The organism is Leifsonia xyli (assembly GCA_001647635.1).
GTDB classification, from domain to species: domain Bacteria; phylum Actinomycetota; class Actinomycetes; order Actinomycetales; family Microbacteriaceae; genus Leifsonia; species Leifsonia xyli_A.
Map to the genome: position 1 here is coordinate 1,321,274 of CP014761.1, position 23,025 is coordinate 1,344,298.

Here is a 23,025-nt window from a genome sequence, read left to right on the forward strand (position 1 = left end):
ATGGAGACCACCACCGCGGAACCGACCGCCGAGCAGGCGCGCTTCGACGAGCTCATCGCGAGGGACTCGCGAATCGAGCCGCGCGACTGGATGCCCGACGACTACCGGCGCAGCCTCATCCGGCAGATGTCGCAGCACGCGCACTCCGAGATCATCGGGATGCAGCCGGAGGCCAACTGGATCACGCGCGCGCCGAGCCTGAAGCGCAAGTCCATCCTCATGGCCAAGGTGCAGGACGAGGCCGGCCACGGGCTGTACCTCTACTCCGCCACTGAGACGCTCGGCGTCACCCGCGACGAGCTCATGGACCAGCTCATCTCCGGGCAGGCGAAGTACTCGTCGATCTTCAACTACCCCACCCTCAGCTGGGCCGACATCGGCGCGATCGGCTGGCTGGTGGACGGGGCGGCGATCTGCAACCAGGTGCCGCTGTGCCGCTGCTCGTACGCGCCGTACGGCCGGGCGATGGTCCGTATCTGCAAGGAGGAGTCGTTCCACCAGCGGCAGGGCTTCGAGATCCTGCTCGAGCTCATGCGCGGCACCCCCGAGCAGCAGCGGATGGCGCAGGATGCGGTGAACCGCTGGTACTGGCCGTCGCTGATGATGTTCGGGCCGCCGGACGGCGACTCCCCCAACTCCGCCCGCTCGATGGCGTGGAACATCAAGCGCTTCTCCAACGACGAGCTCCGGCAACGCTTCGTCGCCATGCTCGTGCCGCAGGCGGAGGCGCTCGGCGTCACCCTGCCCGACCCGGACCTGCGCTGGAACGAGGAGCGCCAGTCTTACGACCTCGGCCCGATCGACTGGAACGAGCTGAAGGAGGTCATCGCCGGGCGCGGCCCGTGCAACGCGCAGCGCCTGCAGCGCCGCCGGGAGGCGCACGAGGAGGGACGCTGGGTGCGGGAGGCCGCGGCCGCGTACGCGGCGAAGCAAGCGGCCCGGCGCGAGGCCGAGACCGAGACCGCCGGAGCCGTCGCATGACCGCCGAGCAGTGGCCGCTCTGGGAGGTCTTCGTCCGCGCCTCCCGCGGCCTGTCCCACGTGCATGTCGGCTCCCTCCACGCGCCCGATGAGGAGCTGGCGGTCCGCAACGCCCGCGACCTCTACACCCGCCGTGGCGAGGGCGTGTCGATCTGGGTCGTCCCGTCCGACGCCATCACCGCCAGCGACCCGGATGCGAAGGGCGCCTTCTTCACGTCGCCCGCCGGCAAGAACTACCGGCACGCCACCTACTACACCGCCGCCGAGGGGGTGAAGCACCTGTGACCGATCTCGATCACGGCCACGTCGAGCTGTCCGCGGTGACGCTCTCGGACGAGTTCGTCGCCTCCGACACCCCGCCCTCCCCCGAGGTCGCGGAGTACGCCCTGTGGCTCGGCGACGACTCCCTGGTGCTGGCCCAGCGGCTCGGGATGTGGATCACCCGCGCCCCGGAGCTGGAGGAGGACGTCGCGCTCGCGAACATCGCCCTCGACCTGCTCGGGCACGCCCGGTCGCTGCTGCGCTACGCCGGGTCCGCGACGGGTCGCACCGAGGACGACCTCGCCTACTGGCGCGACGAGGGCGACTTCCGCTCGGCGCACCTGTTCGAGCAGCCCAACGGCGACTTCGCGCACACGATCGTGCGCCAGTTCGCCGCCGCCCACTACCTGTACGCGCTGTACGACCGGCTGCGCGCCTCCGCCGATCCGGTGCTCGCCGGGGTGGCCGCGAAGGCGGTCAAGGAGGTCGACTACCACCGCGATCACGCCGACCAGTGGATGCTGCGCCTCGCGCTCGGCACCGACGAGTCGCGTCGCCGCACGCTGCGCGCGCTGGAGGACGTCTGGCCGTACGTCGACGAGCTGTTCGCCGACGAGCCGGTGCTGGATGCGCTCGACGGCGTCGCCGTGCGGCCCTCGTCGCTGCGGGAGGCGTTCGACGCGGACATCGCGCCGGTGCTGGCCGAGGCCGAGCTCGAGCTCCCGGACGCGTTCCACGCCGCGGGCGGCGGCCGGCGCGGGCGGCACTCCGAGTACCTCGCCCCGCTGCTCGCCGAGCTGCAGGTGCTCGCCCGTCAGCATCCGGGGGCGTCGTGGTGAGCCGCACGCATCATGCGGACGCCGCGCGCGCCTGGTCGGCCGCGGCCTCCGTCGTCGACCCCGAGGTGCCCGTCCTGAGCATCGACGATCTCGGCGTGCTGCGCGAGGTGACCGTCACCGACGACGGCGTCGACGTCGTGATCACCCCCACCTACTCCGGCTGCCCGGCGATGGATGCGATCCGCGAGGATGTGGTGCGCGCCCTGTCCGCCGCCGGCTTCGGCGCGGTGCGCGTCCACCTCGTGCTGTCGCCCGCGTGGACCACCGACTGGATCAGCGGCGTCGGCCGTTCCAAGCTGAAGGAGTACGGCATCGCTCCGCCCGCGCCCGCGACCGGTCCGGTCAGCCTGCGCCTGTCGGTGAAGTGCCCGCACTGCGGCTCGCTCGATACGCGGGAGGTCGCGCACTTCGGCTCCACCTCCTGCAAGGCGCTGTTCGTGTGCCGCGGGTGCGGCGAGCCGTTCGACCACTTCAAGGCGCTCTGAGGATGGCGCGCGCCCGGTTCCACGAGCTCGCCGTCGCCGAGGTGCGACCGCTCACCTCCGCCAGCGTCGAGGTCACCTTCGCCGTGCCCGACGAGCTGCGCGGCGAGTACGACTACCTGCCGGGTCAGCACGTCGCCCTGCGCGCGCACGTCGGCGGCCGGGAGCTCCGGCGCAGCTACTCCATCTGCCGCCCGCCGCTGCCGCCGATGGACGGACGCCCCGGCCGGATCAGCGTCGCCATCAAGCGCGACCTCGGGGGCGCTTTCTCCACCTGGGCGACCACCGAGCTGCGCCCGGGCGACCGCATCGACGTGATGAGCCCCCAGGGCACCTTCACCGTCGACACCGCGAGCCTCGACGGCAGGCACATCGTCGGCGTCGCCGCCGGCTCCGGCATCACGCCGCTCATGGCGCTCGCCGGCAGCATCCTCACCGGGTCGCCGACCGCCCGGTTCACACTCGTCTACACGAACCGGACGGCGATCGACGTCATGTTCCTGGAGGAGCTGGCCGACCTGAAGGACCGCTTCCCCGCCCGCCTCGCGCTGCACCACGTGCTCTCGCGCGAGCAGCGGTCGGCGCCGCTGCTCTCGGGCCGCATCGACGAGGAGCGGTTCCGGCGGATGCTGGACACGCTCATCCCGCCGGACTCCGTGGACGAGTGGTTCCTGTGCGGGCCGTTCGAGCTCGTGCAGCTCTGCCGCGACGTGCTGGAGACCTACGGAGTGGAGCGGGACCGCATCCACTTCGAGCTGTTCACGACCGGGGAGCCCGGCGAGCCGCGCGGGGACTCCGGCCGCCCGGTCGTGGTGCACGACGGCGAGAAGACGGCAGAGATCGAGTTCACGCTCGACGGACTCACCTCGACCGTGACCACGCCGGTCGACGCCAACGAGTCCGTGCTCAACGCCGCGCTCCGCGTGCGGCCGGACGTGCCGTTCGCCTGCACCGGCGGCGTCTGCGGCACCTGCCGCGCGCGGCTCGTCACCGGCGACGTGCGGATGACCGAGAACTACGCCCTCGAACCGGAGGAGTTGGAGCGCGGCTACGTGCTCACCTGCCAGTCGCATCCGCTGACCGACCGCGTCGTGGTCGACTACGACGTCTGAGGAGCCCCATGATCGAGCTCGACATCGCCGACGGGATCGCACGGATCACCCTCAACGCGCCCTCCCGCCTGAACGCCCTCGGCCCCGACGACCTCCGCGACCTGACCGCGGCGTATGCCGACGCGGAGGCCGCGGGGGTGCGCGCGCTCGTGCTGCGCGGCGAGGGCCGCGCCTTCTGCGCCGGCCGCGACATCGCGGGCGTCGACCCCGCGACCGACGACGTGACCGGCTACCTCGACGGACTCGTCACTCCGCTGCTGCAGCGCATCGCCGCCTTCCCCGCGCCGACCTTCGCCGCCGCCCAGGGCGCGAGTCTTGGCGTCGGCCTCGGCCTCCTCGTCGCGACCGACGTGGTCTACGTCGCCGAGGACGCCAAGATCGGCTCCCCCTTCGCCGCCCTCGGGGCCTCCCTCGACTCCGGCGGGCACTGGCTCCTCGTGTCGCGCCTCGGCCCGCACCGCGCGCTCGACCTCATCTACTCCGGCCGCCTGCTCTCGGGCAGCGAGGCCGTGGCGGGCGGACTGTTCTCGCGGGCGCTGCCCGCCGCGTCCCTCGGCGAAGAGGTGGATGCGGCGGCCGCGGCGGCAGGATCCGGCGCGACCCAGGCGTTCCTCGCGAGCAAGCGCATCGTCGCCGGCCTGCGCGACGGCTCCCTCGACCTCTGGTCGTCCGTCGCCGCCGAGAACGCCGCCCAGGCGACCCTGCGCGACACCGCCGACTACCGGGAGGGCTTCCGCGCCTTTCAGGAGAAGCGCTCCCCGCGCTTCACCGGCGCCTGACGCGATTCGTGCCGAATGTGCGCTATCGCGCCGCAATACCGCACATTCGTGCCGAATCTCCACCGCCCACCCCAGCCGCGATTCGTGCCGAATGTGCGCTATGAGGCGGCCAGAGCGCACATTCGGCACGAATGCCCGCGCGTTAGGAGACGCGAGTCGCCAGCAGGCGTTGCACGGCGGCCAGCGGGATCGGGATCCACGAGGGGCGGTGCCGCGCCTCGTACGCGATCTCGTACACGGCCTTGTCGAGCTCGAAGGCGTCGAGCAGCAGGCGGAAGTGGTCCATCTCGCCGGGCGCGACCGAGGCGTAGCCGTCCAGGTACGCCTGGCGGGCGTCGGCGGCCCAGCCGCTCGCGTCCACCGGCGTCTCGCGACGGGCGAGGGAGCCGGCGACGTAGTCGAACGAGCGCAGCATCCCGGCGACATCCCGCATCGTTGCGTCGGGCAGCGCGCGCTCGGCGAGGGGACGCAGCGGCTCGCCCTCGAAGTCGATGAACTGCCAGCCGCGTTCGGGCGCGTAGAGCACCTGACCCAGGTGCAGGTCGCCGTGGATGCGCTGCAGCAACGGGAGCGGAGCCGCGGCGGCCTCCTCGTAGACGGCCGCGATGCCGGCGCGGAGCTCCTCGACCTCCGATACCTCCGTCGTCGTCACGGTCAGCCGGCGGAACATCCCGTCGAGCGCCTGAGCCACGTCGTCCGGCGACGCCGGCTTGGTCGGCAGCTCCTGCGCCATCAGCCGGTGCAGCTCCGCCGTCCCCGCCCCGAGGGCGTAGGCGCGCTCGGTGAAGTCCTCCCCGCGCTCGGCCGCGCTGACCGCGAGCTCCCAGCCGTCCTCGGCGCCAGGGACGAAGTCCTGCATCAGCGCCAGCTCGCCCGAGGCGACGCCGCCATCGGCGGTCGGCCACGAGCCGGTCAGCCAGCCGAGCAGCGCCGGGGTGCGGCGCGAGCCCCCGGCGGTGAGCGCGGCGAGGGTGGAGACGTCGGGGTTCTCACCGTCCTGCACCACGCGGAACACCTTGATCAGCGCCGGGCGACCGTCGTCCAGCTCGCCGACGATGGAGGTGTTGGACTGCTCCCCCGTCAGCCGGCGCGACGAGCGCACCGCCAGCCGCTCGCCGAGCGTGTGGCCCTGCGCGTGCGCGTCGCGGCCCTCCGACCGCTCGGCACCGGTCATCAGGTCCACGAGCGAGGCGACGTACGCCTCCTCCGTCGGCCCGTCGTACAGATAGCGGCCGCCGGCCTCTCCGATGAACGCGGCCTCGTCGCCGTCGCGGTCCACCCGTGCGACGACGGGCACCTGGTACACGCGCGGCGTGCGCGGGGCGTCGTCCGCGAAGAAGTGGGTGACGATGCGGGCGTCGTCCCCCGCGGGTTCGGCGTCGAACGAGGCGAGGAGGCGCAGGCGCGGCTGGACGTTCTTGGTCGAGTACCAGCGCTGACGCTGCATCCACGTTCCGACCAGCTCGATGAGTTCGGTCATGCCTGAACCGTACGCCCGCCGGGGCGGTTGGGAGCAGGGGTTGCCACCGAATGCTCAGCGGGTGCCGAGCGCGATCCCACGCGCGGCCATGAAGGGCTGCGGGTCGATCTGCAGGCCTCCGACGTGCACCTCGAAGTGCAGGTGGCATCCGGTCGACAGCCCCGTGGAGCCCACCTGCGCGATCGGCTGGCCCGCGGCCACCTGCTGCCCCACCGTCACGCCGATGCCGCCGTCGCGGATGTGACCGTAGGCGGTCTCGACGCCGCCGCCGTGGTCGATCAGGATGTAGTTCCCGTACCCGCTGTACGGCCCCGCCTTCTCGACGGTGCCCGCGGCCGCGGCGTAGATCGTCGTGCCGCACGGGGCGCCGAGGTCGTCGCCCGGGTGGAAGAGCGCGGTGCCGAGCGGACGCGACGGTCGCGGACCGAAGACGTCCGTGATCGTGCCGTGCACCGGAAGCGCCCAGCCGGCCGCGACGAGCGTCGGGTCGGAGGTGAGCACCTGGAAGCTCGAGCCGGCCTCGATCACGGTCGGCGCGGCGGCGAGCGCGGCGGAGGCTGCATCCACCCGTGCCTGTGCGTCGGCCACGGCCTGCCGGCTGCCCTCGAGGTCGACGGCGGTCACGGCGTCGGCGGCGCCCTGCGCCTGCCGGGCCAGCGCGTCCGCGGCCTTCTTCTCCTTCGTGGCCGCCGTGATGGCCGCATCCCGGTTGGCGCTGAGCGTCTTCAGGCGGTCGGCCGCGCCCAGCTTCGTGAGCAGGTCGCCCGGCCCTTCGAGCGCCGCGCTGACCGGGTCCTGCGTCAGCAGGTGGGTGCCGGACGCGCGGATCAGCGCCGTCGCGTACGCCGCGGCCTCGGTCGCCCGCTTCTTCGCAGCATCCGCCCGCTGCTCGACGGCGTCCGCGACCGCCTGGGCCTGGTCGCGCTCGCGCTGGGCGCTGTCCGACTCCTGCGTCGCGTCGGCCAGCTGCTGCTGCGCTTCGGCGAGGTCGCTCGCCAGTTCGACGGCCTGCTGGAGCTCGGCGGGATCGGGCTGGGCGAACTCCGGCAGGTCCGGGGCGCTGAGCGTGATGTCGTCGGTCGGGGGCGGCGTCGTGTCGGCGGGCGGGGCGGCGTGGAGGTGGTCGGCGATGGTGTGGGGGTCGGCGTGGGCGTCGGTGTCGGAGTGGGTGTCGGTGTCGGCGTGGGGGTGGGCGTCGGATCGGGCGTCGGCGTGGGATCCGGCGTCGGGTCCGGGGACGGGGTCGGGTCCGGCGTCGGCGTTCCACTCGGTGTCGGCGTCGGCGTGCTCGTCGCCCCCGGCGCGCAGTCCGCCGTGCACTCGTCCGCCGACGCCGCCGTCGGTGCTGCAAGGAGACCACCCGCCACCAGGGCGAGCACCGCGCACGCGTGGATCAGACGCGGCCTCCCCGACCGCGTCATCCCCCTGGGCACCTCGAACGGACTCCGCATGATGGAAGCGGGCCGGCGGCACGTGCCGCGGCCCGTAGTGAGATGTTCTCACCTCCCCCCAGCGGGAGCAAGCCACCCGAACGAGGTGTGATGCGGCTCACAGGGTCGGCACGTTACGGTGAGAGATTGTGACCGACAGTACCGCCACCGCGCGCCCGCGCCGCACCGCCAAGCGCGCGTCCAGCTGGAAGACCCTGCTGCGGGATGTGGTGGTCATCTTCGTCGTCGCAGTCCTGGTCTCGTTCCTGATCAAGACCTTCGTTGCTCGCTCCTTCTACATCCCCTCCGGGTCGATGGAGAACACGCTGCAGATCAACGATCGGATCATCGTCAACGAGCTGCAGCCCAAGGTCTTCCCGCTGCAGCACGGCGACGTGGTCGTGTTCAAGGATCCGGGCGGCTGGCTGCCCCCGGCTCCGCCGCCCACCGGCAACGCGTTCCAGCAGGGCGTCGGCGCCGTGCTCGACTTCGTCGGCCTGGGCGCGTCCGACTCGGATCAGCACCTGGTGAAGCGCCTGATCGGCCTGCCGGGCGACCACATCTCCTGCTGCAACGCCCTCGGCCAGATGAGCGTCAACGGCGTTCCACTGAAGGAGCCGTACGTGCTGCTCCCGGCCGGCGTGCAGGCTGTCTCCGAGAAGTCGTTCGACGTCACGGTGCCGAAGGACATGGTCTGGGTGATGGGCGACAACCGCTACAACTCGGCCGACTCCCGGTACCACATGGACGATCCGGGCAAAGGCTTCGTCCCGCTGTCGGATGTGGTCGGCAAGGCGTTCGTGATCAGCTGGCCGGTCAGCCACTGGTCGTGGCTCGACGACTACCCGGACACGTTCCGCGGGGTCGAGCGAGAGGACCAGTAGTCCTCAGTTCTCCGAACGCCCGCGCCGCCAGTAGCCCATGAACGCGACGCGGGAGCGGTCGATGCCGTGTTCGCGGACGAGCAGCCGCCGTAGCGTCTTCACGGCCGCCGACTCTCCGGCGATCCAGGCGTAGAAGCCCGGATGCGCGCCCTCCGGGCTCTCCCAGAGGATGTCGCGGTCCACATCCACCTCGTCCAGCGGCTGTGCGCCGCGAGCGGCGGCGCGGGCGACGATCCGCGGGTTCGCCGCGAGCCAGCCCTGCACGGCGGGGACGAGAGCCGCTCCGGTGACCGCGTTCTCGCCGCGGGGGAGCCAGGTCACCTCCGCGTGCGCCGGCAGGTCGAGCGCGAGCGCGTCGTCGCCCGTCGGCACCTCGACGAAGGCGCGGGCGCGGCGCCCTTCGGGCAGCGCCTCGAGGATGGACGCGATGGCGGGCGCCGCGGTCTCGTCGCCGACGAGAAGCAGTTCGCGCGCATCGCCCGGCCGCCAGTCGATCCCGACGCCGCGGTGCGGGCTCCGCGCATCCGGCCCGATGACGACCAGCTCGGAACCCGGACGAACACCCAGCAGCCAGCGCGCGGCCGGACCGCCGTCGCCGTGGCTGACGAAGTCGATGTCGAGACGGCAGCGGTCGGTGTCGATCGCGCGCACCGTGTAGGTACGGAACGGGTTGCGCCGGTGCTCGGGCAGCCCCCGCCAGCGCTCGTACCAGTCGCCCGCGTAGTGGGATTCCTCGTCGCCGAACCCGAGGTCCGAGAAGCTTCCGTCGGCCAGGGGGAAGAGCAGCTTGATGCGCTGGTCGAGGCACTCCGTGCCGAAGTGCTCGAAGTCGCCGCAGTGGAAGCTCACGCGGGTGAAGTGCGGGCTCAGCCGGCGGACCTCGACCACCGTCGCCCGGTACGGCCGGTACGCGGGGCGCGGGCGCTCGGTACGGGTCGGGGCGAGGATGGTCACACAGGTAAGGCTACCCTAAGCCGCTCGACGCTCTCCTGACGATCCGCTGAGTCTCGCGGCGAACGGCCTCGCGGTCCAGAATGTCGAGATGCGGACATCCCGTTCGACGACCCGGTGAAGCGTTCGCGATCGAGAGGAAGAAGAACGATGAAGTACATGATGTTCGTGATCACCGACAGCGACCGGGACACGGAGTCGGATGAGTCCGACGTGAACGTGTGGGTGGACGAGCTGGACAGCACGGGCAAGCGCATCATCGGAGAGGTTCTGCAAGCCCCCACCGAGGCGCGCGTGGTGCGCGTCCGCGACGGGAAGCGGTACGTCACCGACGGCCCCTACGCCGAGACCAAGGAGTGGATCTGCGGGTTCGACATCCTCGAGGTCGACAGCCTGGACGAGGCGGTCGAGATCGCGTCCCGGCACCCGATGGCCCGCAACGGGCAGCTGGAGCTGCGACCGTTCATGGAATGGGACGAGGAAGCCTCGGCGTGAACGAACGGCCGGTCGTCGTCACGACCGCGGGCGCTGTCCGCGGCCGCGACGACGGCCGCGTCGCGACCTGGCGCGGCGTCCGCTACGCCGAGCCGCCGACCGGTCCGCGACGGTGGCGGGCGCCGGTGCCGGCCGCGCCGTGGCCGGGCGTCGCCGACGCCGAGCGGTTCGGCCCGGCCGCGCCGCAACGGCCCAACTCGTCCGTTCCGCTCGCGCCGGGCGAACCCGGCGGGGCGCGGATGGACGAGGACTGCCTGTTCCTCAACGTCGTCCGCCCTTCGGCGGAGCGGGAGGACGGTCGAGCGCGACCTGTGATGGTCTGGCTGCACGGCGGCGCCTACGCGATGGGTTCCTCCAGCCAGTTGGTCTACCACGGCGACACGCTCGCGGTGGACGGCGACGTCGTGATCGTGACCCTCAACTACCGGCTCGGCGCCCTCGGCTTCCTGGATCTTTTCGCCGCAGGAGTCCCCGGCGCCGAGACGAATCGGGCGCTGCGCGACGTGCTGCTCGCGCTGCAGTGGGTGCAGGACAACATCGCGGCGTTCGGAGGCGATCCAGACTCCGTGACGGTGTTCGGTCAGAGCGCGGGCGCCGGCCTCGTGGTCGCGTTGCTCGCCGCGCCAGCGGCCGCGGGGCTGTTCCACCGGGCGATCGCGCAGAGCCCTCCCGCCGGGTCGATGTACGGTCCGGAGCGGTCGGCGGTCGTGACCCGTCGCTTCGTCGACCGCCTCGGCATCGACCCGGACGACGCGGAGGCGCTCCGTGAGGCACCCGTCGAGGCGATTGTGGATGCGGCGGCGGCCGTGCACACGGAGATCCCGCGCGAGCATCCCGGCACCCTCGCCTTCGCCCCGGGCATCGGGGACGATGTCCTTCCCGAGCCGCCCCTCCGCGTCCTCAGCGAAGGACGCGGCTTCGCGGTGCCGCTCATCGTCGGCACGAATCGCGACGAGGCGACGCTGTTCCGCCTCATGCGCTCTCCGCTCCTGCCGATCCGCCGGCCGGCGCTCGAGCGGATGTTCGCCGCCATGCAGCAGGAGCAGGCCCGCAGCGGTCCGGACGGCGTGCGCCTCCCTCCGCCCGGCCGCGTTCGCGCCGTCTACTCGGGCAGCTCGCTGTCGCGGGGCGAGCGGGTGGCGACCGATATCGCCTTCCGGATGCCCGCGCTCTGGCTCGCGGCCGGTCACAGCTCCGTCGCGCCCACCTACCTCTACCGCTTCGACTTCGCGCCCCGGCTGCTCCGGATGTCCGGAATCGGCGCAGCGCACGCCACCGACCTCCCGTACGTCTGGGGTGAGTTCGGGGGCGTGCCGCACGACCCGTCCTTCCTGCTCGGCGATCGGCGCGCGGCGGACGAGGTCTCAGCCCGTGTCCGCGCACGCTGGGCCGCCTTCGCCCACGGCGGGGCGCCCGGTCGGGACTGGCGCCCCTATGACGCCTCAGCCCGCTTCACACTCCTGATCGGACGCGAGGATCGTCTCGTCCCCGACCTCGATTCCGCGCTCCGCGCCGGCTGGGGAGAACAGGTACTATCCTTCAGCTGAGCGCCCCCTAGACTCACCGGTATGGTGCTGCTGCCGCTGATCGTTTTCGCGCTGTTCGTGTTCGCGCTCGTCGACATCATCCTGCGGCGTCAGGACCAGGTGAAGCACCTGCCGAAGGTCGCCTGGGTGTTCATCGTGATCCTCCTGCCGCTCGTCGGCAGCATCCTGTGGTTCGCCGTCGGACGCGAGTACGAGCCGTCGACGCACCGCCGCACGCTGCGAATGCCGACCGTCGGCCGCCCCTCGACCACGGCATCGCCGGTCGAGTACAGCGCGCGCCGGGGCACCGAACCGCTCAGCACGGAGGCACAGCTCGCGGCGCTCGAACGCGAGATCGAGCAGGCCGAGCGCGACCAGCGCATCCGCGAGCTCGAGCAGGAGCTGCGCCGCCGGAACGACGCGGGCGAGCCGGCCTAGCCCTGCCCCGCGGGGGTGTGCGCGACCACGAAGCGCAGGGCGTCCTCCGCCATCGCCGGTGTCAGGTCGTGGCCGGCGTCCGGGTAGACCCGCTCGGTGAGCGTGGAGTGACCGGGGAGGAACTCGCGCATCCTCGCGATGTCGTCGAGGGTGATCGCGTCGTCCTTCGCCCCGTGGCCCCAGAGCACGGGCGGCCGGCGTTCGGCGAGCTCCGCATCCCCGCGCTCGCCGTCGATCGTCGTGAAGCCGCCCGGCGTCACCACGAACGCCAACCGGCCCGGCGCGCGCCGCAGCGCCTGCAGCGCGGTCGCGCCGCCCTGCGACCAGCCGATCGCCCCGACCACGGCATCGCCGGCGTTCTCGTCGATCCACGCGAGGAGGCCGTCGGCGGCGGGCGCCGCATCGCTCGAGCTCGCACCCCGGGCGCCGTCGTCCGCGACGGGGAACCACTCGAAGCGGTCGCCGAGCGGCACCGGCCCCTGGAGGAGCACCGTCCGCCAGGGGGAGGGCACGTGCTCCGCGATCCAGCCGAGGTCGTCGCGCACGCCGTAGCGGCCGTGGAGGAACAGGAGGACGGGGTCGGACGCCATGACTCCATTCAGCCCCCGCTGGACCCCCAGGTCCACCCCCGGCCTCGCTGCCCCTAGGATGACGTCGTCCGCACTGCGCCGGGGAGGAGCGAGGCGTGAACTGGTTCTACGAGACGCCCGACGTCATCGCACTGCCCGCGTTCGTCCTGCTGTTCGTCGCCGGTTCGTGCGGGATCGTGCTGCTGCTGCGGCCCTTCGTGCGACGGCAGGCGGCGAAGGCCGCGGAGTGGGATCGGGTGCTCGGCTACGTCGTCGGCACCTTCGGCGTCTTCTTCGGCATCCTGCTCGGCCTCGTGGCCGTCTCCGTGTACACCGACTACTCGGACACGCACTCCGCGGCGCTGGAGGAGTCCTCGCAGCTGAGCGCCCTCTACCGCAACGTCGCCTCCCTCCCCGAGCCGCTGAGCACGGAACTGCAGAACGACCTCAAGGGCTACGTCCGCACCGTCATCGACGGCGACTGGCCGCAGCAGCAGCGCGGTGAGCTCCCGAACTCGAGCACCCGCGACGTGGACGAGCTGGAGAAGCGCATCTCGTCGTTCTCCCCTCCGACGGGCGCGAGCAGGCGCAGCTGACCCAGCTGCTCGCGACCTTCGACAGCTTCGTGGAGGCGCGACGAGCCCGGATCGACGCCACCACACTGCAGCTGCCGCCGCTCTTCTGGGCGGTCATCTGGGTCGGCGCGATCATCAACGCGATCTTCATCGCCTGCATCGACGTCGCGAACGTGCGGCTGCACCTGCTGATGGCCGGACTGCTCGCCGTGTTCATCGGCCTCGTGATGTTCGTGACCGCCGACATGGACCACCCCTACGCGGGCACGATCTCCGTCGACCCCGGCGACTTCGTCCGCCTGCTGCAGCAGTGGGAATCCCGCGCCTGACAGTGCGCTCCGAGCCGCGTCACGGCGGACGGCATCCCTCGTCTCTACAGGTGAGACCGACGAATCCGGGGAACGAGATGCCAGACCGCAAGACACCGCAGACCGCCGCCGCGCACGCCCACGCACCTGCCCAGAGCGATGCCGTGTGGGTGCGGCTCCGCCACGCCGTCGCCGCCGAGTACATCGCCAAGCTGCCCGACCTGATGTCCCTCGACGAGTTCGGCCGGTTGACCGGGATGCCGACCTCCGAGGTGCGGCGGGCCACGATGACCGGCGAGCTGATCGTCTCGCTGCGCGACGGCGGCTACGGCATCGCGCCGGCGGACAACGTCGCCTTCCTGCTCGGCCCGCGCCTGCTGCGGCTCGTCGCCGAGCCCGCATCGCCGCGGCAACAGCGTCCACGCGCCTCTCGCACGCTCGAGGTGAGCAGCACCGCCTACGAGCGGGTGTGGGAGGAGGCGGTCCGGGGCGGCATCTCGCCCCGCGAGGTTCTCGACCGGTTACTGCTCCGCACGGAGCCGGCTGCGGGACTCGAACCCGCGACCGCTCGCTTACAAGGCGAGTGCTCTACCAACTGAGCTAAGCCGGCACGGCGGTCACCCGCCGCCCCAATCCTACGGGGTCGGAGGTCGCCCTACTTGGTGGGCGTGGTGGTCGGCGTCGGAGTCGGCGTCGCGGTCGACGTGTACTGGTCGCCCTGGGCCTGGAGGACGAACGCCTTGAAGTCGTCCGCGTTCGTCAGGGAGCCGGTGTATGGCTTGCCGTTGACGAGCACGAGCAGCGCGTTCGTCATCTTGGAGACGTCCGAGTTCGGGATGGGGCCGCTGAGGGCGCGGTCGCTTGCAGTGGTCACCCAGCTCTTGAAGCGGCCGTCGTCGATGCACGAGTCGATCTCGCTCGCCTTGCCCGCGCCGGACGCGGCGGCGCGCTGCTTCAGCGTCTCGTCGGTGAGGCCGGGGCCGCCCTCGGCGGGCTGCTTCTCGAACAGGGAGGCGTTGAACTTCCAGAACGCGTTCGGCGAGTAGTTGGCCACGCAGGCCGCCGCGTTCGCGGCGCGCAGCGAGTACTTCGTGCCTGCCGAGTGGCTGGTGTAGATCGCGACCGGGTGCATCTCGACCGTGACCGCGCCGTCCTTCACCAGCGGCTCGAGCTGGTCGAGGTTGGTGCGCTGGAAGTCGCCGCACAGCTTGCACAGGTAGTCGGCGTAGATCCGGATGTCGACCGTGCTCGCCTTGGGGTCGGGCGTGTTCGCGACGGGCTGCGCGTCGGGGGCGAGGGCGGTCGTGGTCTTGACTTTGAGACCCGAGCCCACCACGACGCCGTCGCTGGCCATGTTCTTCGGGCCCGGCACCGCCGGGCGGATGGCCGAGACGAGCACGACGGCCACGATGGCGAGCACGGCGATCACGCCGACCGTGATTCCTCCGCCGATCAGCAGGCGACGGCGGCGCTCCTTGCGCTGGTGGGAGGTGCGCAGCTGTCGCGCCTTCTCGCGCGCGGCGGCGCGGACGTCGCCGGAACGGCTGTCGTCGGGATTCGTCTCAGGACTCATATCTTCCGGATGCTGCTCTCGGGGGTCGGACGGCCGCGCGGGGGACGCGGCGGGTGGCGCACTCCGGCGCACACAACCGGGACAGCGTATTCCGGCTGTCTGGGAATCGACCAGACGGTCCCTGGACGCCCGCGGTCCGGAGCACCCCCTCCGATGTCATATTATGGCCACGTGGCACCGATGCCATCGGACGTCGACGCCACGCGTTCATCCATTCACAACGGATCGTCCGGCACGTACCTGCCGGTGAAGGAGACAGAAAGAAAATGGCGACAGTCACCTATGACAAGGCGACCCGGCTCTACCCGGGTTCCAACCGCCCCGCAGTAGACGCCCTCGACCTCGAGATCGCAGACGGCGAGTTCCTCGTCCTCGTCGGCCCCTCGGGTTGTGGAAAGTCCACCTCGCTCCGCATGCTCGCGGGCCTCGAAGAGGTCAACGACGGCAACATCTTCATCGGCGAGCGCAACGTCACCGACGTGCCGCCGAAGGACCGCGACATCGCGATGGTGTTCCAGAACTACGCGCTGTACCCGCACATGACCGTTGCCGAGAACATGGGCTTCGCTCTGAAGATCGCGGGCGTCGGCAAGGAGGAGCGCGCTCAGCGCGTCCTCGAGGCCGCCAAGCTGCTCGACCTCGAGCCGTACCTCGGCCGCAAGCCGAAGGCGCTCTCCGGTGGTCAGCGTCAGCGCGTCGCCATGGGCCGCGCGATCGTCCGCTCCCCCCAGGTGTTCCTCATGGACGAGCCGCTGTCGAACCTCGACGCCAAGCTCCGCGTCCAGACCCGTACCCAGATCGCCTCGCTGACCCGACGCCTCGGCGTCACCACCGTCTACGTCACGCACGACCAGACCGAGGCGCTGACCATGGGCGACCGCATCGCGGTCCTCAAGGACGGCGTGCTGCAGCAGGTCGGCACCCCGCGCGACCTGTACGCGCAGCCGAACAACGTGTTCGTCGCCGGCTTCATCGGCAGCCCGGCCATGAACCTGTTCACGGCCGACGTCACCGACGGCGGCATCAAGTTCGGCAACGCGGTCGTTCCGGTCGAGCGCGACACGCTCGCCGGCGCCGGGCAGTCGGTCACCATCGGCGTCCGCCCGGAGGACGTCGTCGTGTCCAGCACCGAGGGCAGCGGCCTGAAGGTGACCGTCGACCTCGTCGAGGAGCTCGGCGCGGACGGTTACCTGTACGGCCACTCCGAGGTCGAGGGCAAGCGCACCGACATCGTCGGCCGCGTGGACGGCCGTGTTCACCCGAACGCGGGAGACACCGTGTACATCACGCCGAAGCCGGGCCACGTCCACGTCTTCAACTCGGAGACGGGCGAGCGCCTGGGCGGCGCGGTCGTCGACTAAAGTTCCAGGAGCGAATCCTCACTCTGCCGCAGTCCGGTTCGGGCTGCGGCAGAGTGCTTAAACCGACCGGAGGACCACCGTGGCCGGATCCGTCAACATCACCGCAGCGACCGTCGACCCGGCGCTGCTCGACCTTCCGTGGGGCGTCCCGCTCGAGGACTGGTCGAATCAGCACATCGCGCTGCTCCCGAAGGGCATCAGCCGCCACCTCGTTCGCTTCGCGAACATGTCCGGCTACGTCATCGCCATCAAGGAGACGACGGCCGAGATGGCGCAGCGCGAGTACGACATGCTGCGGACGCTGCAGCGGCTCGACGTACCCTGCGTCGACCCGGTGGCGGTGATCAAGAACCGCACCGACGACGACGGCACGCCGCTGAACGCCGCCTTGGTCACCCGGCACCTCAAGTTCTCCCTCCCCTACCGCGCCCTGTTCTCGCAGACGCTGCGCCCGGACACGGCCACCCGCCTGGTGGATGCGCTCGCGGTGCTGCTGGTGCGCCTCCACATCGTCGGCTTCTTCTGGGGAGACGTGTCGCTGTCCAACACGCTGTTCCGCCGCGACGCCGGCGCGTTCGCCGCCTACCTGGTGGACGCCGAGACCGGCCAGCTCTACGAGGGCGGCCTCTCGAACGGCCAGCGCGAGAACGACCTCGAGATCGCCCGCGTCAACATCGCCGGCGAGCTGATGGACCTGGAGGCCGGCGGCCGCGTCGACGAGGAGCTCGACCCGATCCGCCTTTCCGACGGCATCGTCGCCGCTTACCGCTCGCTCTGGAAGGAGCTGACCGGCAGCGAGTCGTTCTCGTCCTCCGAGCGCTGGCGCATCAGCGAGCGCGTCGAACGCCTCAACGAGCTCGGGTTCGACATCGAGGAGCTGGCGATCAAGACCTCGGAGGAGGGCACCAAGGTGCGCATCCAGCCGAAGGTCGTGGACGCTGGACACCACCAGCGCCGCCTGCTGCGCCTGACGGGCCTCGACACCGGCGAGAACCAGGCGCGCCGCCTGCTGAACGACCTCGATTCCTACGCCGCCACGCTCGGCAAGGAGGGGCTCGACGAGGAGGCGATGGCGCACGAGTGGCTCATGCGCGTGTTCGAGCCGGTCATCCGCTCCATCCCGGCTGACCTCAAGGGCAAGCTCGAACCGGCGGAGGTGTTCCACCAGCTGCTGGAGCACCGCTGGTTCATGTCGCAGAAGGAGGGGCGGGATGTTCCCCTCGCCGAGGCGCTGACCTCGTACATCAACGACATCCTGCGCCACCGCCGTGACGAGGCGACGGTGATCGCACCGCCGACCGAGACGATCAGCATCCCGGTGCTGAGCGGCGCGGATGCGGAGGACGACGAGGACGAGGACGACTGGAGGTCGAAGGTCTGATGACGGACGTGAACCCGTACCCGTACGCTCCGCCCGCCCCACGCACGAACGTGCTCGCGATCATCTCGTTCGTCGCGGCGTTCATGATGAGCATCGCGGCGGTCGTCTGCGGCCACATCGCGCTTGCGCAGATCAAGCGCACCGGCGAGGGCGGCCGCGGCCTCGCGATCGCCGGCCTGGTGCTCGGCTACGCCGGGATCGGGTTCTTCGCGCTGTTCTTCGTCATCTGGCTGGTGATGTTGATCGCCGTCCTGACGAACGGCTACGCGACCGGCTCCCTCTCGAGCTGAGCGGTCAGGCGCGCTTGGCCGCCGTCGCCTCCGCGCGCAGCTTCGCGATCTCGTAGAGCGTCACGCTCGCCGCGATGCCCGCGTTCAGCGACTCGGTGGAGACGCTGATCGGGATGGACACGACCGCGTCGCACGTCTCGGTCACCAGCCGCGAAAGGCCCTTGCCCTCGCTGCCGACGACGATGACGACCGGCCGGTCGGCGAACGACAGGCCCGGGAGGGACGTGTCGCCTCCGCCGTCGAGGCCGAGCACGAAGACGCCGGCCTTCTTGAAGTCCTTCAGCGTCTGGGTCAGGTTCGCCGCCATCGCGACGGGCGTGCGGGCGGCGGCGCCGGCCGACGTCTTCCACGCGGCCGCGGTCATGCCGACCGAGCGGCGCTGCGGCACGATCACGCCCTGGCCGCCGAACGCGGCGGTCGAGCGGATGATGGCGCCGAGGTTGCGCGGGTCGGTGATGCCGTCGAGCGCGACGAACAGCGGGGTCTCGCCCTTGCGGACCGTGTCGTCGAGCAGCTCGCCCGGGTGCCGGTACTCGTACGGCGGCACCTTGAGCGCGACGCCCTGGTGCACGGCGTCACGGCCAGCCAGTCGGTCGAGCTCCGGGCGCATGACCTCGAGGATCGGGATGGCGCGGCCGGTCGCGATCGACAGGATCTCCTTCATCCGGTCGTCGAACTCCACCCGCGCGGCCACGTAGAGGGTCGACGCGGGGATGTCGGCCCGCAGCGCCTCGAGCACCGAGTTGCGGCCGGTCACGATCTCCGACTCGTCCCCGGTCTTCGCGCGGCGCGAGGCGCCGGACGCTCCGCGGGGAGCCGCATCCCGCCCGCCGCCGCGCGCAGCCTTCTCGGCCGCGCGCTCGCGCAGCACCTTGGCCTTGTGCGCGGCGTGGTACTCGCGGTCCTCCGCCTTCGGGGTCGGGCCGCGGCCCTCGAGCGCCTTGCGGCCGTGGCCTCCGGTGCCGACCTGGGCGCCCTTCTTGCTCTTGCGAACGGCCCCGGCGCGGGGCTTGCCACCCGAGTTCTTCATGATCCGATGCTCCAATGCGACCCCGTCGGGGTGTCTTCGATGGTGATTCCTGCCGCGCTCAGCTCGTCGCGGATGCGATCGGCCGCCGCGAAGTCCCGCGCTGCGCGGGCGTCCTGCCGGTCGGCCAGCAGGCGGCCGACCAGCTCGCCGAGCGCCGACTCGGCCGCCGACGAGCCGCCGGTGCGCCACTGCGGCGACAGCGGGTTGATGCCGAGCACCTCCGTCATGGCGAGCACATGCCCGCGGGCGGCGGCAGCCGCCTCCAAGTCTTCCGCATCCAGTGCGGCGTTTCCTGAACGGACCGTGTCGTGGAGCACGGCGAGGGCCTGCGGCACGGAGAGGTCGTCGTCCATCGCCTCCGCGAACGCCTCGGGCACGATCTCGACGCCGTGGCCGGCGAACCGGGTCCCGGAGAGGCGGCGCTGCACGCGCTCGAAGAACCCGGCGATGCGATCGAGCGCCGCCTCGGCCTCGCTCAGCGAGCCGTCGTGATAGTCGATGGTCGACCGGTAGTGGGCGGAGCCGAGGTAGTAGCGGACGACGAGCGGACGCGCGGCGCCGAGCAGGTCGGCCGCGTACACCGAGTTGCCGAGCGACTTGCTCATCTTCTGCCCGTTGATGTTCACGAGCCCGTTGTGCACCCAGTAGTTGGCGAACGGGAAGCCCGCGGCCGTCGACTGCGCCAGTTCGTTCTCGTGGTGCGGGAAGCGCAGGTCGAGGCCGCCGCCGTGGATGTCGAACTGCGGTCCGAGGTATCGCTTCGACATCGCGGAGCACTCGATGTGCCAGCCGGGCCGGCCGTCGCCCCACGGTGACGGGAACGCGGCGGACTCCGGTTCGCCGGCCTTGCGGCCCTTCCACAGGGCGAAGTCGCGCGGGTCGCGCTTGGCGCGCGGGTCTGCGTCGGCCGCGGCCTCCATGTTGTCGATGCTCTGCCGGGTGAGGGCGCCGTAGGACGGCCAGCTCTTCACGTCGAAATAGACGTCGCCCGAGCCGTCCGGCGCCACGTAGGCGTGGTCGGTGTCGATCAGGCGCTGGATGATCTCCTGCATCTGCGGGATGCTCGCCGTGGCGCGCGGCTCGTACGTCGGAGGCTGGATGCCGAGGGCCCGGTAGGAATCGGTGAACTCGAGCTCGAACCGGTACGCCAGCGCCCACCACTCCTCGCTGCCGCCCTCGGCCTGACCGGCCGCCGCGTTGACGAGGATCTTGTCGTCGATGTCGGTGACGTTGCGCACGAGCGTGACGTCGAGTCCGCGGTACGTCATCCACCGGCGCAGCTGGTCGTACACCAGCGCCGACCGGAGGTGACCGATGTGCGGCGACGACTGCACCGTGGGACCGCACAGGTAGATGCCGACCTCGCCGTCGCGCAGCGGGACGAAGTCGCGAAGGGCGCCCGCCTTCGTGTCGAAGAGTCGCAGAGTCACGCACCAAGCCTAGAGGGAGCGGGCGTCAGGAGGCGGCGCGTTGCGCCAGCTCCTCGTTGACGGGCGCGAAGGCGAGGCGGTCGAGGAGGAGCTCGATGTGCGCGATGCGCCCGTCGCGGACCGTCAGCAGCTCGACGCAGCGCACGGCGCCGGCCGAGGTGTCGGTCACGAAGTCGTACACGACGCAGGCGCGGTCGCCGTCGGCGAACACCTCGCGGATCTCGTTGCGCACAAGCACGGGCATCAGGCGGTGCAGCGCCTTGAGCCAGGCCTTTTTGTCGCTCGTCGCACCCGCGAACTCCGCCACCAGGGCGACGTCGAGCAGGTCGGCCAGGGGCTCCTCGTCGTGGGCGCCGACCGCCTGGATGTAGCGCCGCGCGATCGTCTCCGTGTCGGTGGATGCCATGTCCGGTCCTCTCCGCGCCGCGACCGGCGGCGCTCCACCGGACACCGTAGACCCGGCGGAGCGGTTCAGGACAGCAGCAGCGCCGTCGCCTGCGCGGTCACGCCCTCGCCGCGGCCGGTGAGACCGAGACCGTCGGTGGTCGTCGCACCGAGCGAGACCGGAGCGCCCAGGATGGTCGACAGCCGCTCCTGCGCCTCCTCGCGTCGCGGGGCGAGCTTGGGCCGGTTGCCGATGACCTGCACCGCGACGTTCCCGATGCGGAACCCCGCCTCCTCGACGCGGCGCCGCGCCTCCTCCAGGAAGACGTCGCCGTGGGCGCCCTCGAAGCGCGGGTCGCCGGTGCCGAAGACGCCGCCGATGTCGCCGAGGCCGGCGGCGGACAGGAGCGCGTCGACGATCGCGTGGGCGACCGCGTCGCCGTCGCTGTGGCCGGCGAGGCCCGGCTCCCCCGGCCAGTGCAGCCCGGCGAACCAGAGCTCGGCGCCGGGATCGAAGGCGTGGGTGTCGCTGCCGGTCCCGATCCGCGGGACGGCGAGGCCCGACAGCAGCTCCTCGGCCCTCCGCAGGTCCCAGGGGGTCGTCACCTTGAAGGCGTGCGCGTCGCCCGGCACCACATCCACGCGGAAGCCGGCCGCCGCGACCAGGCCGGCGTCGTCGGTCTCATCGGACTCGGCGAGCGCGTACGCCGTGAGCAGCTGCTCGCGGGGGAAGCCCTGCGGCGTCTGCACGGCGGACAGCGCCGAGCGGTCGACGGTCTCGTGGACCTCGCCGTCGTCGCCGACGCGCTTGACGGTGTCGCTCACCGGCAGGCCCGGGATGACGCCGTAGCCGCGTTCGAGCACCGCCTCCACGACCGCGTCGAAGAGGGAGGCCGGTGCGAGCGCGCGGGCGGCGTCGTGCACGAGGACGACGTCGACGGCGGGGTCGACGACCGCGAGCCCTTTGGCGACGGAGCGCTGCCGGGTGTCGCCGCCGGCGACGACGGTCGCGGGGGCCCCGAGCGCCTGCTCCGCCAGCCACGCTGCGTCCTCGGCGAGGTCGGCCGGAGCGACGACGATCGCGTCGGCCGCGTAGCGCATGCCGCGCACGGCATGGAGGGAGTGCTCCAGCAGCGTCTGCCCCCGCAGCGTCACGAACGCCTTCGGGCGGCCCGCGCCCAACCGCGTCCCCGACCCTGCTGCGACGACGACCACCGCGACCCGCGGCTCCCTCATGCTCTCCACCCGACCACCGTACCGGGAGTCGCACGCCCCGGACACGACGAAGCCCCGCTTCGTCAGGCAGCGGGGCTTCGTGAAAGCGGGGAGAGGACCCCTAGGAGGCCAGCACCTCGTCGAGCAGGCTCGACGCCTTCTCGTCGTCGGTCTTCTCGGCCAGCGCGAGCTCGGAGATCAGGATCTGCCGTGCCTTGGCGAGCATGCGCTTCTCGCCGGCGGAGAGGCCGCGGTCCTGGTCGCGGCGCCACAGGTCGCGGACGACCTCGGAGACCTTGATGACATCGCCGGAGGCGAGCTTCTCAAGGTTGGCCTTGTAGCGGCGGGACCAGTTGGTGGGCTCCTCGGTGAACGGAGCACGCAGCACCTCGAACACGCGGTCGAGGCCCTCCTTGCCGATGACGTCGCGCACACCGACGAGGTCGACGTTCTCGGCGGGGACCTCGATGGTCAGGTCGCCCTGAGTCACGTTGAGCTTGAGGTACAGCTTCTCTTCACCCTTGATGATTCTCTTCTTGACTTCGGTGATCGTTGCGGCACCGTGGTGCGGATAGACGACGGTCTCGCCAACCTCGAAAAGCATAGATTTGTTGTCCCTTCAGCAATGAATAGGATACCACATGAGGCACGTGCTAAGGTTCGCCCTCACGCCTTCCACAGCCTCCGGAGCGCTCTTCTACATGGGATAGAGTTGCATCGGAAAACGCACCTGGAGGGTCATCTGTGAAAGCTCGAGTCGCGACGTCGGTCGCCCTCGCCCTGGCCGTCGCGTTCGGGACCGCAGGCTGCGGTCTGGTCGCTCCGCAGGCCACCACGAAGCACTACGACGCGAGCGACGGCGTCAGCGGCTCGGTCGGCACCGTCGACGTCCGCAACGCGATGATCGTCGCGGACGCGAAGGACGGCACCGTCGGCAACCTCGTCGTGACCCTGGTCAACACGGGCGACAAGAGCCAGCGCGTCGCGATCACCGCCGGCGGCCGCAGCTCGGCCGCGCAGGTGACCGTGCAGCCCGGTCAGGTGAAGCAGCTCGGCGAGAACCCCGAGACGACGAGCTCCAGCAACGTGCTCATCCCCGAGTTCACGGCCAAGCCGGGCCAGCTCTACTCCGTCTACTTCCAGTACGGCAGCGAGACCGGCGTCAACCTCAAGGTGCCGGTGCTCGACGGCCGGCTGCCCGAGTACTCCAGCCTGGTGCCGCCCACCATCCTGCCGTCCGCTCAGTAGACGC

Annotated in this window: 26 protein-coding genes, 1 tRNA gene and 1 pseudogene; 17 read left to right on the top strand and 11 right to left on the bottom strand. The window is 71.3% G+C overall.

The genetic code is table 11. From position 1 onward, the window contains the following. Genes A0130_06420 through A0130_06445 form a run of 6 tightly spaced genes read left to right on the top strand, consistent with a single transcriptional unit; the run spans position 1 to position 4,453 of the window. On the top strand, positions 1 to 981 hold the full coding sequence (locus A0130_06420) for a phenylacetate-CoA oxygenase subunit PaaA (GenBank protein ANF31349.1): 981 nt from the start codon (positions 1 to 3) through the stop codon (positions 979 to 981). Continuing rightward, positions 978 to 1,265, top strand: coding sequence for a phenylacetate-CoA oxygenase subunit PaaB (locus tag A0130_06425; protein ANF31350.1), 288 nt, complete (start codon positions 978 to 980; stop codon positions 1,263 to 1,265). The genes A0130_06420 and A0130_06425 overlap by 4 nt, the downstream gene beginning before the upstream one ends. A gap of 26 nt (positions 1,266 to 1,291) precedes the next feature. Beyond that, positions 1,292 to 2,080 carry a phenylacetate-CoA oxygenase gene (locus A0130_06430; GenBank protein ID ANF33323.1) on the top strand — a complete coding sequence of 263 codons (789 nt, stop codon included), beginning with the start codon at positions 1,292 to 1,294 and terminating at the stop codon, positions 2,078 to 2,080. Continuing rightward, complete coding sequence (locus A0130_06435) at positions 2,077 to 2,565, top strand: phenylacetate-CoA oxygenase subunit PaaJ (protein ANF33322.1); 489 nt, start codon at positions 2,077 to 2,079, stop codon at positions 2,563 to 2,565. Before A0130_06430 ends, A0130_06435 begins: the two co-directional genes overlap by 4 nt. 2 nt (positions 2,566 to 2,567) lie before the next feature. Further along, positions 2,568 to 3,674, top strand: a complete 1,107-nt coding sequence (locus tag A0130_06440; protein ID ANF31351.1) for a phenylacetic acid degradation protein — start codon at positions 2,568 to 2,570, stop codon at positions 3,672 to 3,674. Between the two features lie 8 nt (positions 3,675 to 3,682). Next, the gene (locus A0130_06445) at positions 3,683 to 4,453 is read left to right on the top strand and encodes a crotonase (protein ID ANF31352.1); all 771 of its coding nucleotides are present in this window, start codon (positions 3,683 to 3,685) and stop codon (positions 4,451 to 4,453) included. A 142-nt stretch (positions 4,454 to 4,595) separates the two neighbouring features. Here the strand turns inward: A0130_06445 and A0130_06450 are convergent, their stop codons facing one another. Both A0130_06450 and A0130_06455 read right to left on the bottom strand, forming a co-directional pair. Then, positions 4,596 to 5,933: a hypothetical protein gene (locus tag A0130_06450; GenBank protein ANF31353.1), complete on the bottom strand. Its 1,338-nt coding sequence runs from the start codon at positions 5,931 to 5,933 to the stop codon at positions 4,596 to 4,598. Between the two features lie 54 nt (positions 5,934 to 5,987). Continuing rightward, positions 5,988 to 6,983 carry a hypothetical protein gene (locus A0130_06455; protein ANF33324.1) on the bottom strand — a complete coding sequence of 332 codons (996 nt, stop codon included), beginning with the start codon at positions 6,981 to 6,983 and terminating at the stop codon, positions 5,988 to 5,990. A 529-nt stretch (positions 6,984 to 7,512) separates the two neighbouring features. On the opposite strand from A0130_06455, the gene A0130_06460 reads away from it, so the two are divergent. Further along, positions 7,513 to 8,247, top strand: a complete 735-nt coding sequence (locus A0130_06460; protein ANF31354.1) for a S26 family signal peptidase — start codon at positions 7,513 to 7,515, stop codon at positions 8,245 to 8,247. 3 nt (positions 8,248 to 8,250) lie between these two features. Here A0130_06460 and A0130_06465 read toward each other — a convergent pair whose 3' ends face one another. Further along, on the bottom strand, positions 8,251 to 9,201 hold the full coding sequence (locus tag A0130_06465; protein ANF31355.1) for an NADPH-dependent ferric siderophore reductase: 951 nt from the start codon (positions 9,199 to 9,201) through the stop codon (positions 8,251 to 8,253). Positions 9,202 to 9,348: 147 nt separating this feature from the next. Here A0130_06465 and A0130_06470 point away from each other — a divergent pair, with 147 nt between their 5' ends. Genes A0130_06470 through A0130_06480 form a run of 3 tightly spaced genes read left to right on the top strand, consistent with a single transcriptional unit; the run spans position 9,349 to position 11,657 of the window. Further along, positions 9,349 to 9,693: a hypothetical protein gene (locus tag A0130_06470; GenBank protein ANF31356.1), complete on the top strand. Its 345-nt coding sequence runs from the start codon at positions 9,349 to 9,351 to the stop codon at positions 9,691 to 9,693. After that, positions 9,690 to 11,240: a carboxylesterase gene (locus tag A0130_06475; protein ANF31357.1), complete on the top strand. Its 1,551-nt coding sequence runs from the start codon at positions 9,690 to 9,692 to the stop codon at positions 11,238 to 11,240. The genes A0130_06470 and A0130_06475 overlap by 4 nt, the downstream gene beginning before the upstream one ends. Before the next feature lie 21 nt (positions 11,241 to 11,261). Continuing rightward, a complete protein-coding gene (locus A0130_06480; protein ID ANF31358.1) occupies positions 11,262 to 11,657 on the top strand; it encodes a hypothetical protein in 396 nt (131 codons plus the stop codon). On the opposite strand, the gene A0130_06485 is transcribed toward A0130_06480, so the two are convergent. After that, positions 11,654 to 12,247, bottom strand: coding sequence for a hypothetical protein (locus A0130_06485; GenBank protein ID ANF31359.1), 594 nt, complete (start codon positions 12,245 to 12,247; stop codon positions 11,654 to 11,656). The two genes, A0130_06480 and A0130_06485, sit on opposite strands and share 4 nt — an antisense overlap. Positions 12,248 to 12,342: 95 nt before the next feature. Between A0130_06485 and A0130_06490 the strand changes: the two genes are divergently transcribed. The 3 genes and pseudogenes from A0130_06490 to A0130_06500 all read left to right on the top strand — a co-directional run bounded on the left by A0130_06490 (position 12,343) and on the right by A0130_06500 (position 13,639). Beyond that, positions 12,343 to 12,822: a hypothetical protein gene (locus A0130_06490; protein ANF31360.1), complete on the top strand. Its 480-nt coding sequence runs from the start codon at positions 12,343 to 12,345 to the stop codon at positions 12,820 to 12,822. A gap of 29 nt (positions 12,823 to 12,851) precedes the next feature. Further along, entirely contained in the window at positions 12,852 to 13,130 is a 279-nt protein-coding gene (locus A0130_06495) for a hypothetical protein (protein ID ANF31361.1), read from the top strand. Between the two features lie 143 nt (positions 13,131 to 13,273). Then, positions 13,274 to 13,639: pseudogene (locus tag A0130_06500) on the top strand (hypothetical protein). Between the two features lie 4 nt (positions 13,640 to 13,643). Here the strand turns inward: A0130_06500 and A0130_06505 are convergent. Both A0130_06505 and A0130_06510 read right to left on the bottom strand, forming a co-directional pair. Further along, positions 13,644 to 13,719: transfer RNA gene (locus A0130_06505), tRNA-Thr, on the bottom strand. Between the two features lie 45 nt (positions 13,720 to 13,764). Then, entirely contained in the window at positions 13,765 to 14,682 is a 918-nt protein-coding gene (locus tag A0130_06510; GenBank protein ANF31362.1) for a hypothetical protein, read from the bottom strand. 266 nt (positions 14,683 to 14,948) lie between these two features. On the opposite strand from A0130_06510, the gene A0130_06515 reads away from it, so the two are divergent. The 3 genes from A0130_06515 to A0130_06525 all read left to right on the top strand — a co-directional run bounded on the left by A0130_06515 (position 14,949) and on the right by A0130_06525 (position 17,714). Beyond that, complete coding sequence (locus A0130_06515) at positions 14,949 to 16,043, top strand: sugar ABC transporter ATP-binding protein (protein ID ANF31363.1); 1,095 nt, start codon at positions 14,949 to 14,951, stop codon at positions 16,041 to 16,043. Positions 16,044 to 16,122: 79 nt separating this feature from the next. Continuing rightward, positions 16,123 to 17,424 carry a lipopolysaccharide kinase gene (locus tag A0130_06520; GenBank protein ID ANF31364.1) on the top strand — a complete coding sequence of 434 codons (1,302 nt, stop codon included), beginning with the start codon at positions 16,123 to 16,125 and terminating at the stop codon, positions 17,422 to 17,424. Next, a complete protein-coding gene (locus A0130_06525) occupies positions 17,424 to 17,714 on the top strand; it encodes a hypothetical protein (GenBank protein ANF31365.1) in 291 nt (96 codons plus the stop codon). Before A0130_06520 ends, A0130_06525 begins: the two co-directional genes overlap by 1 nt. Positions 17,715 to 17,718: 4 nt before the next feature. Here A0130_06525 and A0130_06530 read toward each other — a convergent pair whose 3' ends face one another. The 5 genes from A0130_06530 to A0130_06550 form a co-directional block, all read right to left on the bottom strand. Continuing rightward, positions 17,719 to 18,744, bottom strand: a complete 1,026-nt coding sequence (locus A0130_06530; protein ANF31366.1) for a 23S rRNA (guanosine(2251)-2'-O)-methyltransferase RlmB — start codon at positions 18,742 to 18,744, stop codon at positions 17,719 to 17,721. Further along, entirely contained in the window at positions 18,741 to 20,174 is a 1,434-nt protein-coding gene (locus tag A0130_06535) for a cysteine--tRNA ligase (protein ANF31367.1), read from the bottom strand. The genes A0130_06530 and A0130_06535 overlap by 4 nt, the downstream gene beginning before the upstream one ends. Before the next feature lie 25 nt (positions 20,175 to 20,199). Next, positions 20,200 to 20,580: a hypothetical protein gene (locus A0130_06540; protein ID ANF31368.1), complete on the bottom strand. Its 381-nt coding sequence runs from the start codon at positions 20,578 to 20,580 to the stop codon at positions 20,200 to 20,202. 65 nt (positions 20,581 to 20,645) lie between these two features. After that, positions 20,646 to 21,794, bottom strand: coding sequence for a 2-C-methyl-D-erythritol 2,4-cyclodiphosphate synthase (locus A0130_06545; GenBank protein ID ANF31369.1), 1,149 nt, complete (start codon positions 21,792 to 21,794; stop codon positions 20,646 to 20,648). Between the two features lie 100 nt (positions 21,795 to 21,894). Continuing rightward, positions 21,895 to 22,377 (bottom strand): CarD family transcriptional regulator, encoded by a 483-nt coding sequence (locus tag A0130_06550; protein ANF31370.1) that lies wholly within the window; start codon positions 22,375 to 22,377, stop codon positions 21,895 to 21,897. Between the two features lie 140 nt (positions 22,378 to 22,517). Between A0130_06550 and A0130_06555 the strand changes: the two genes are divergently transcribed. After that, positions 22,518 to 23,021, top strand: coding sequence for a hypothetical protein (locus A0130_06555; protein ANF31371.1), 504 nt, complete (start codon positions 22,518 to 22,520; stop codon positions 23,019 to 23,021). Positions 23,022 to 23,025: the final 4 nt, after the last annotated feature.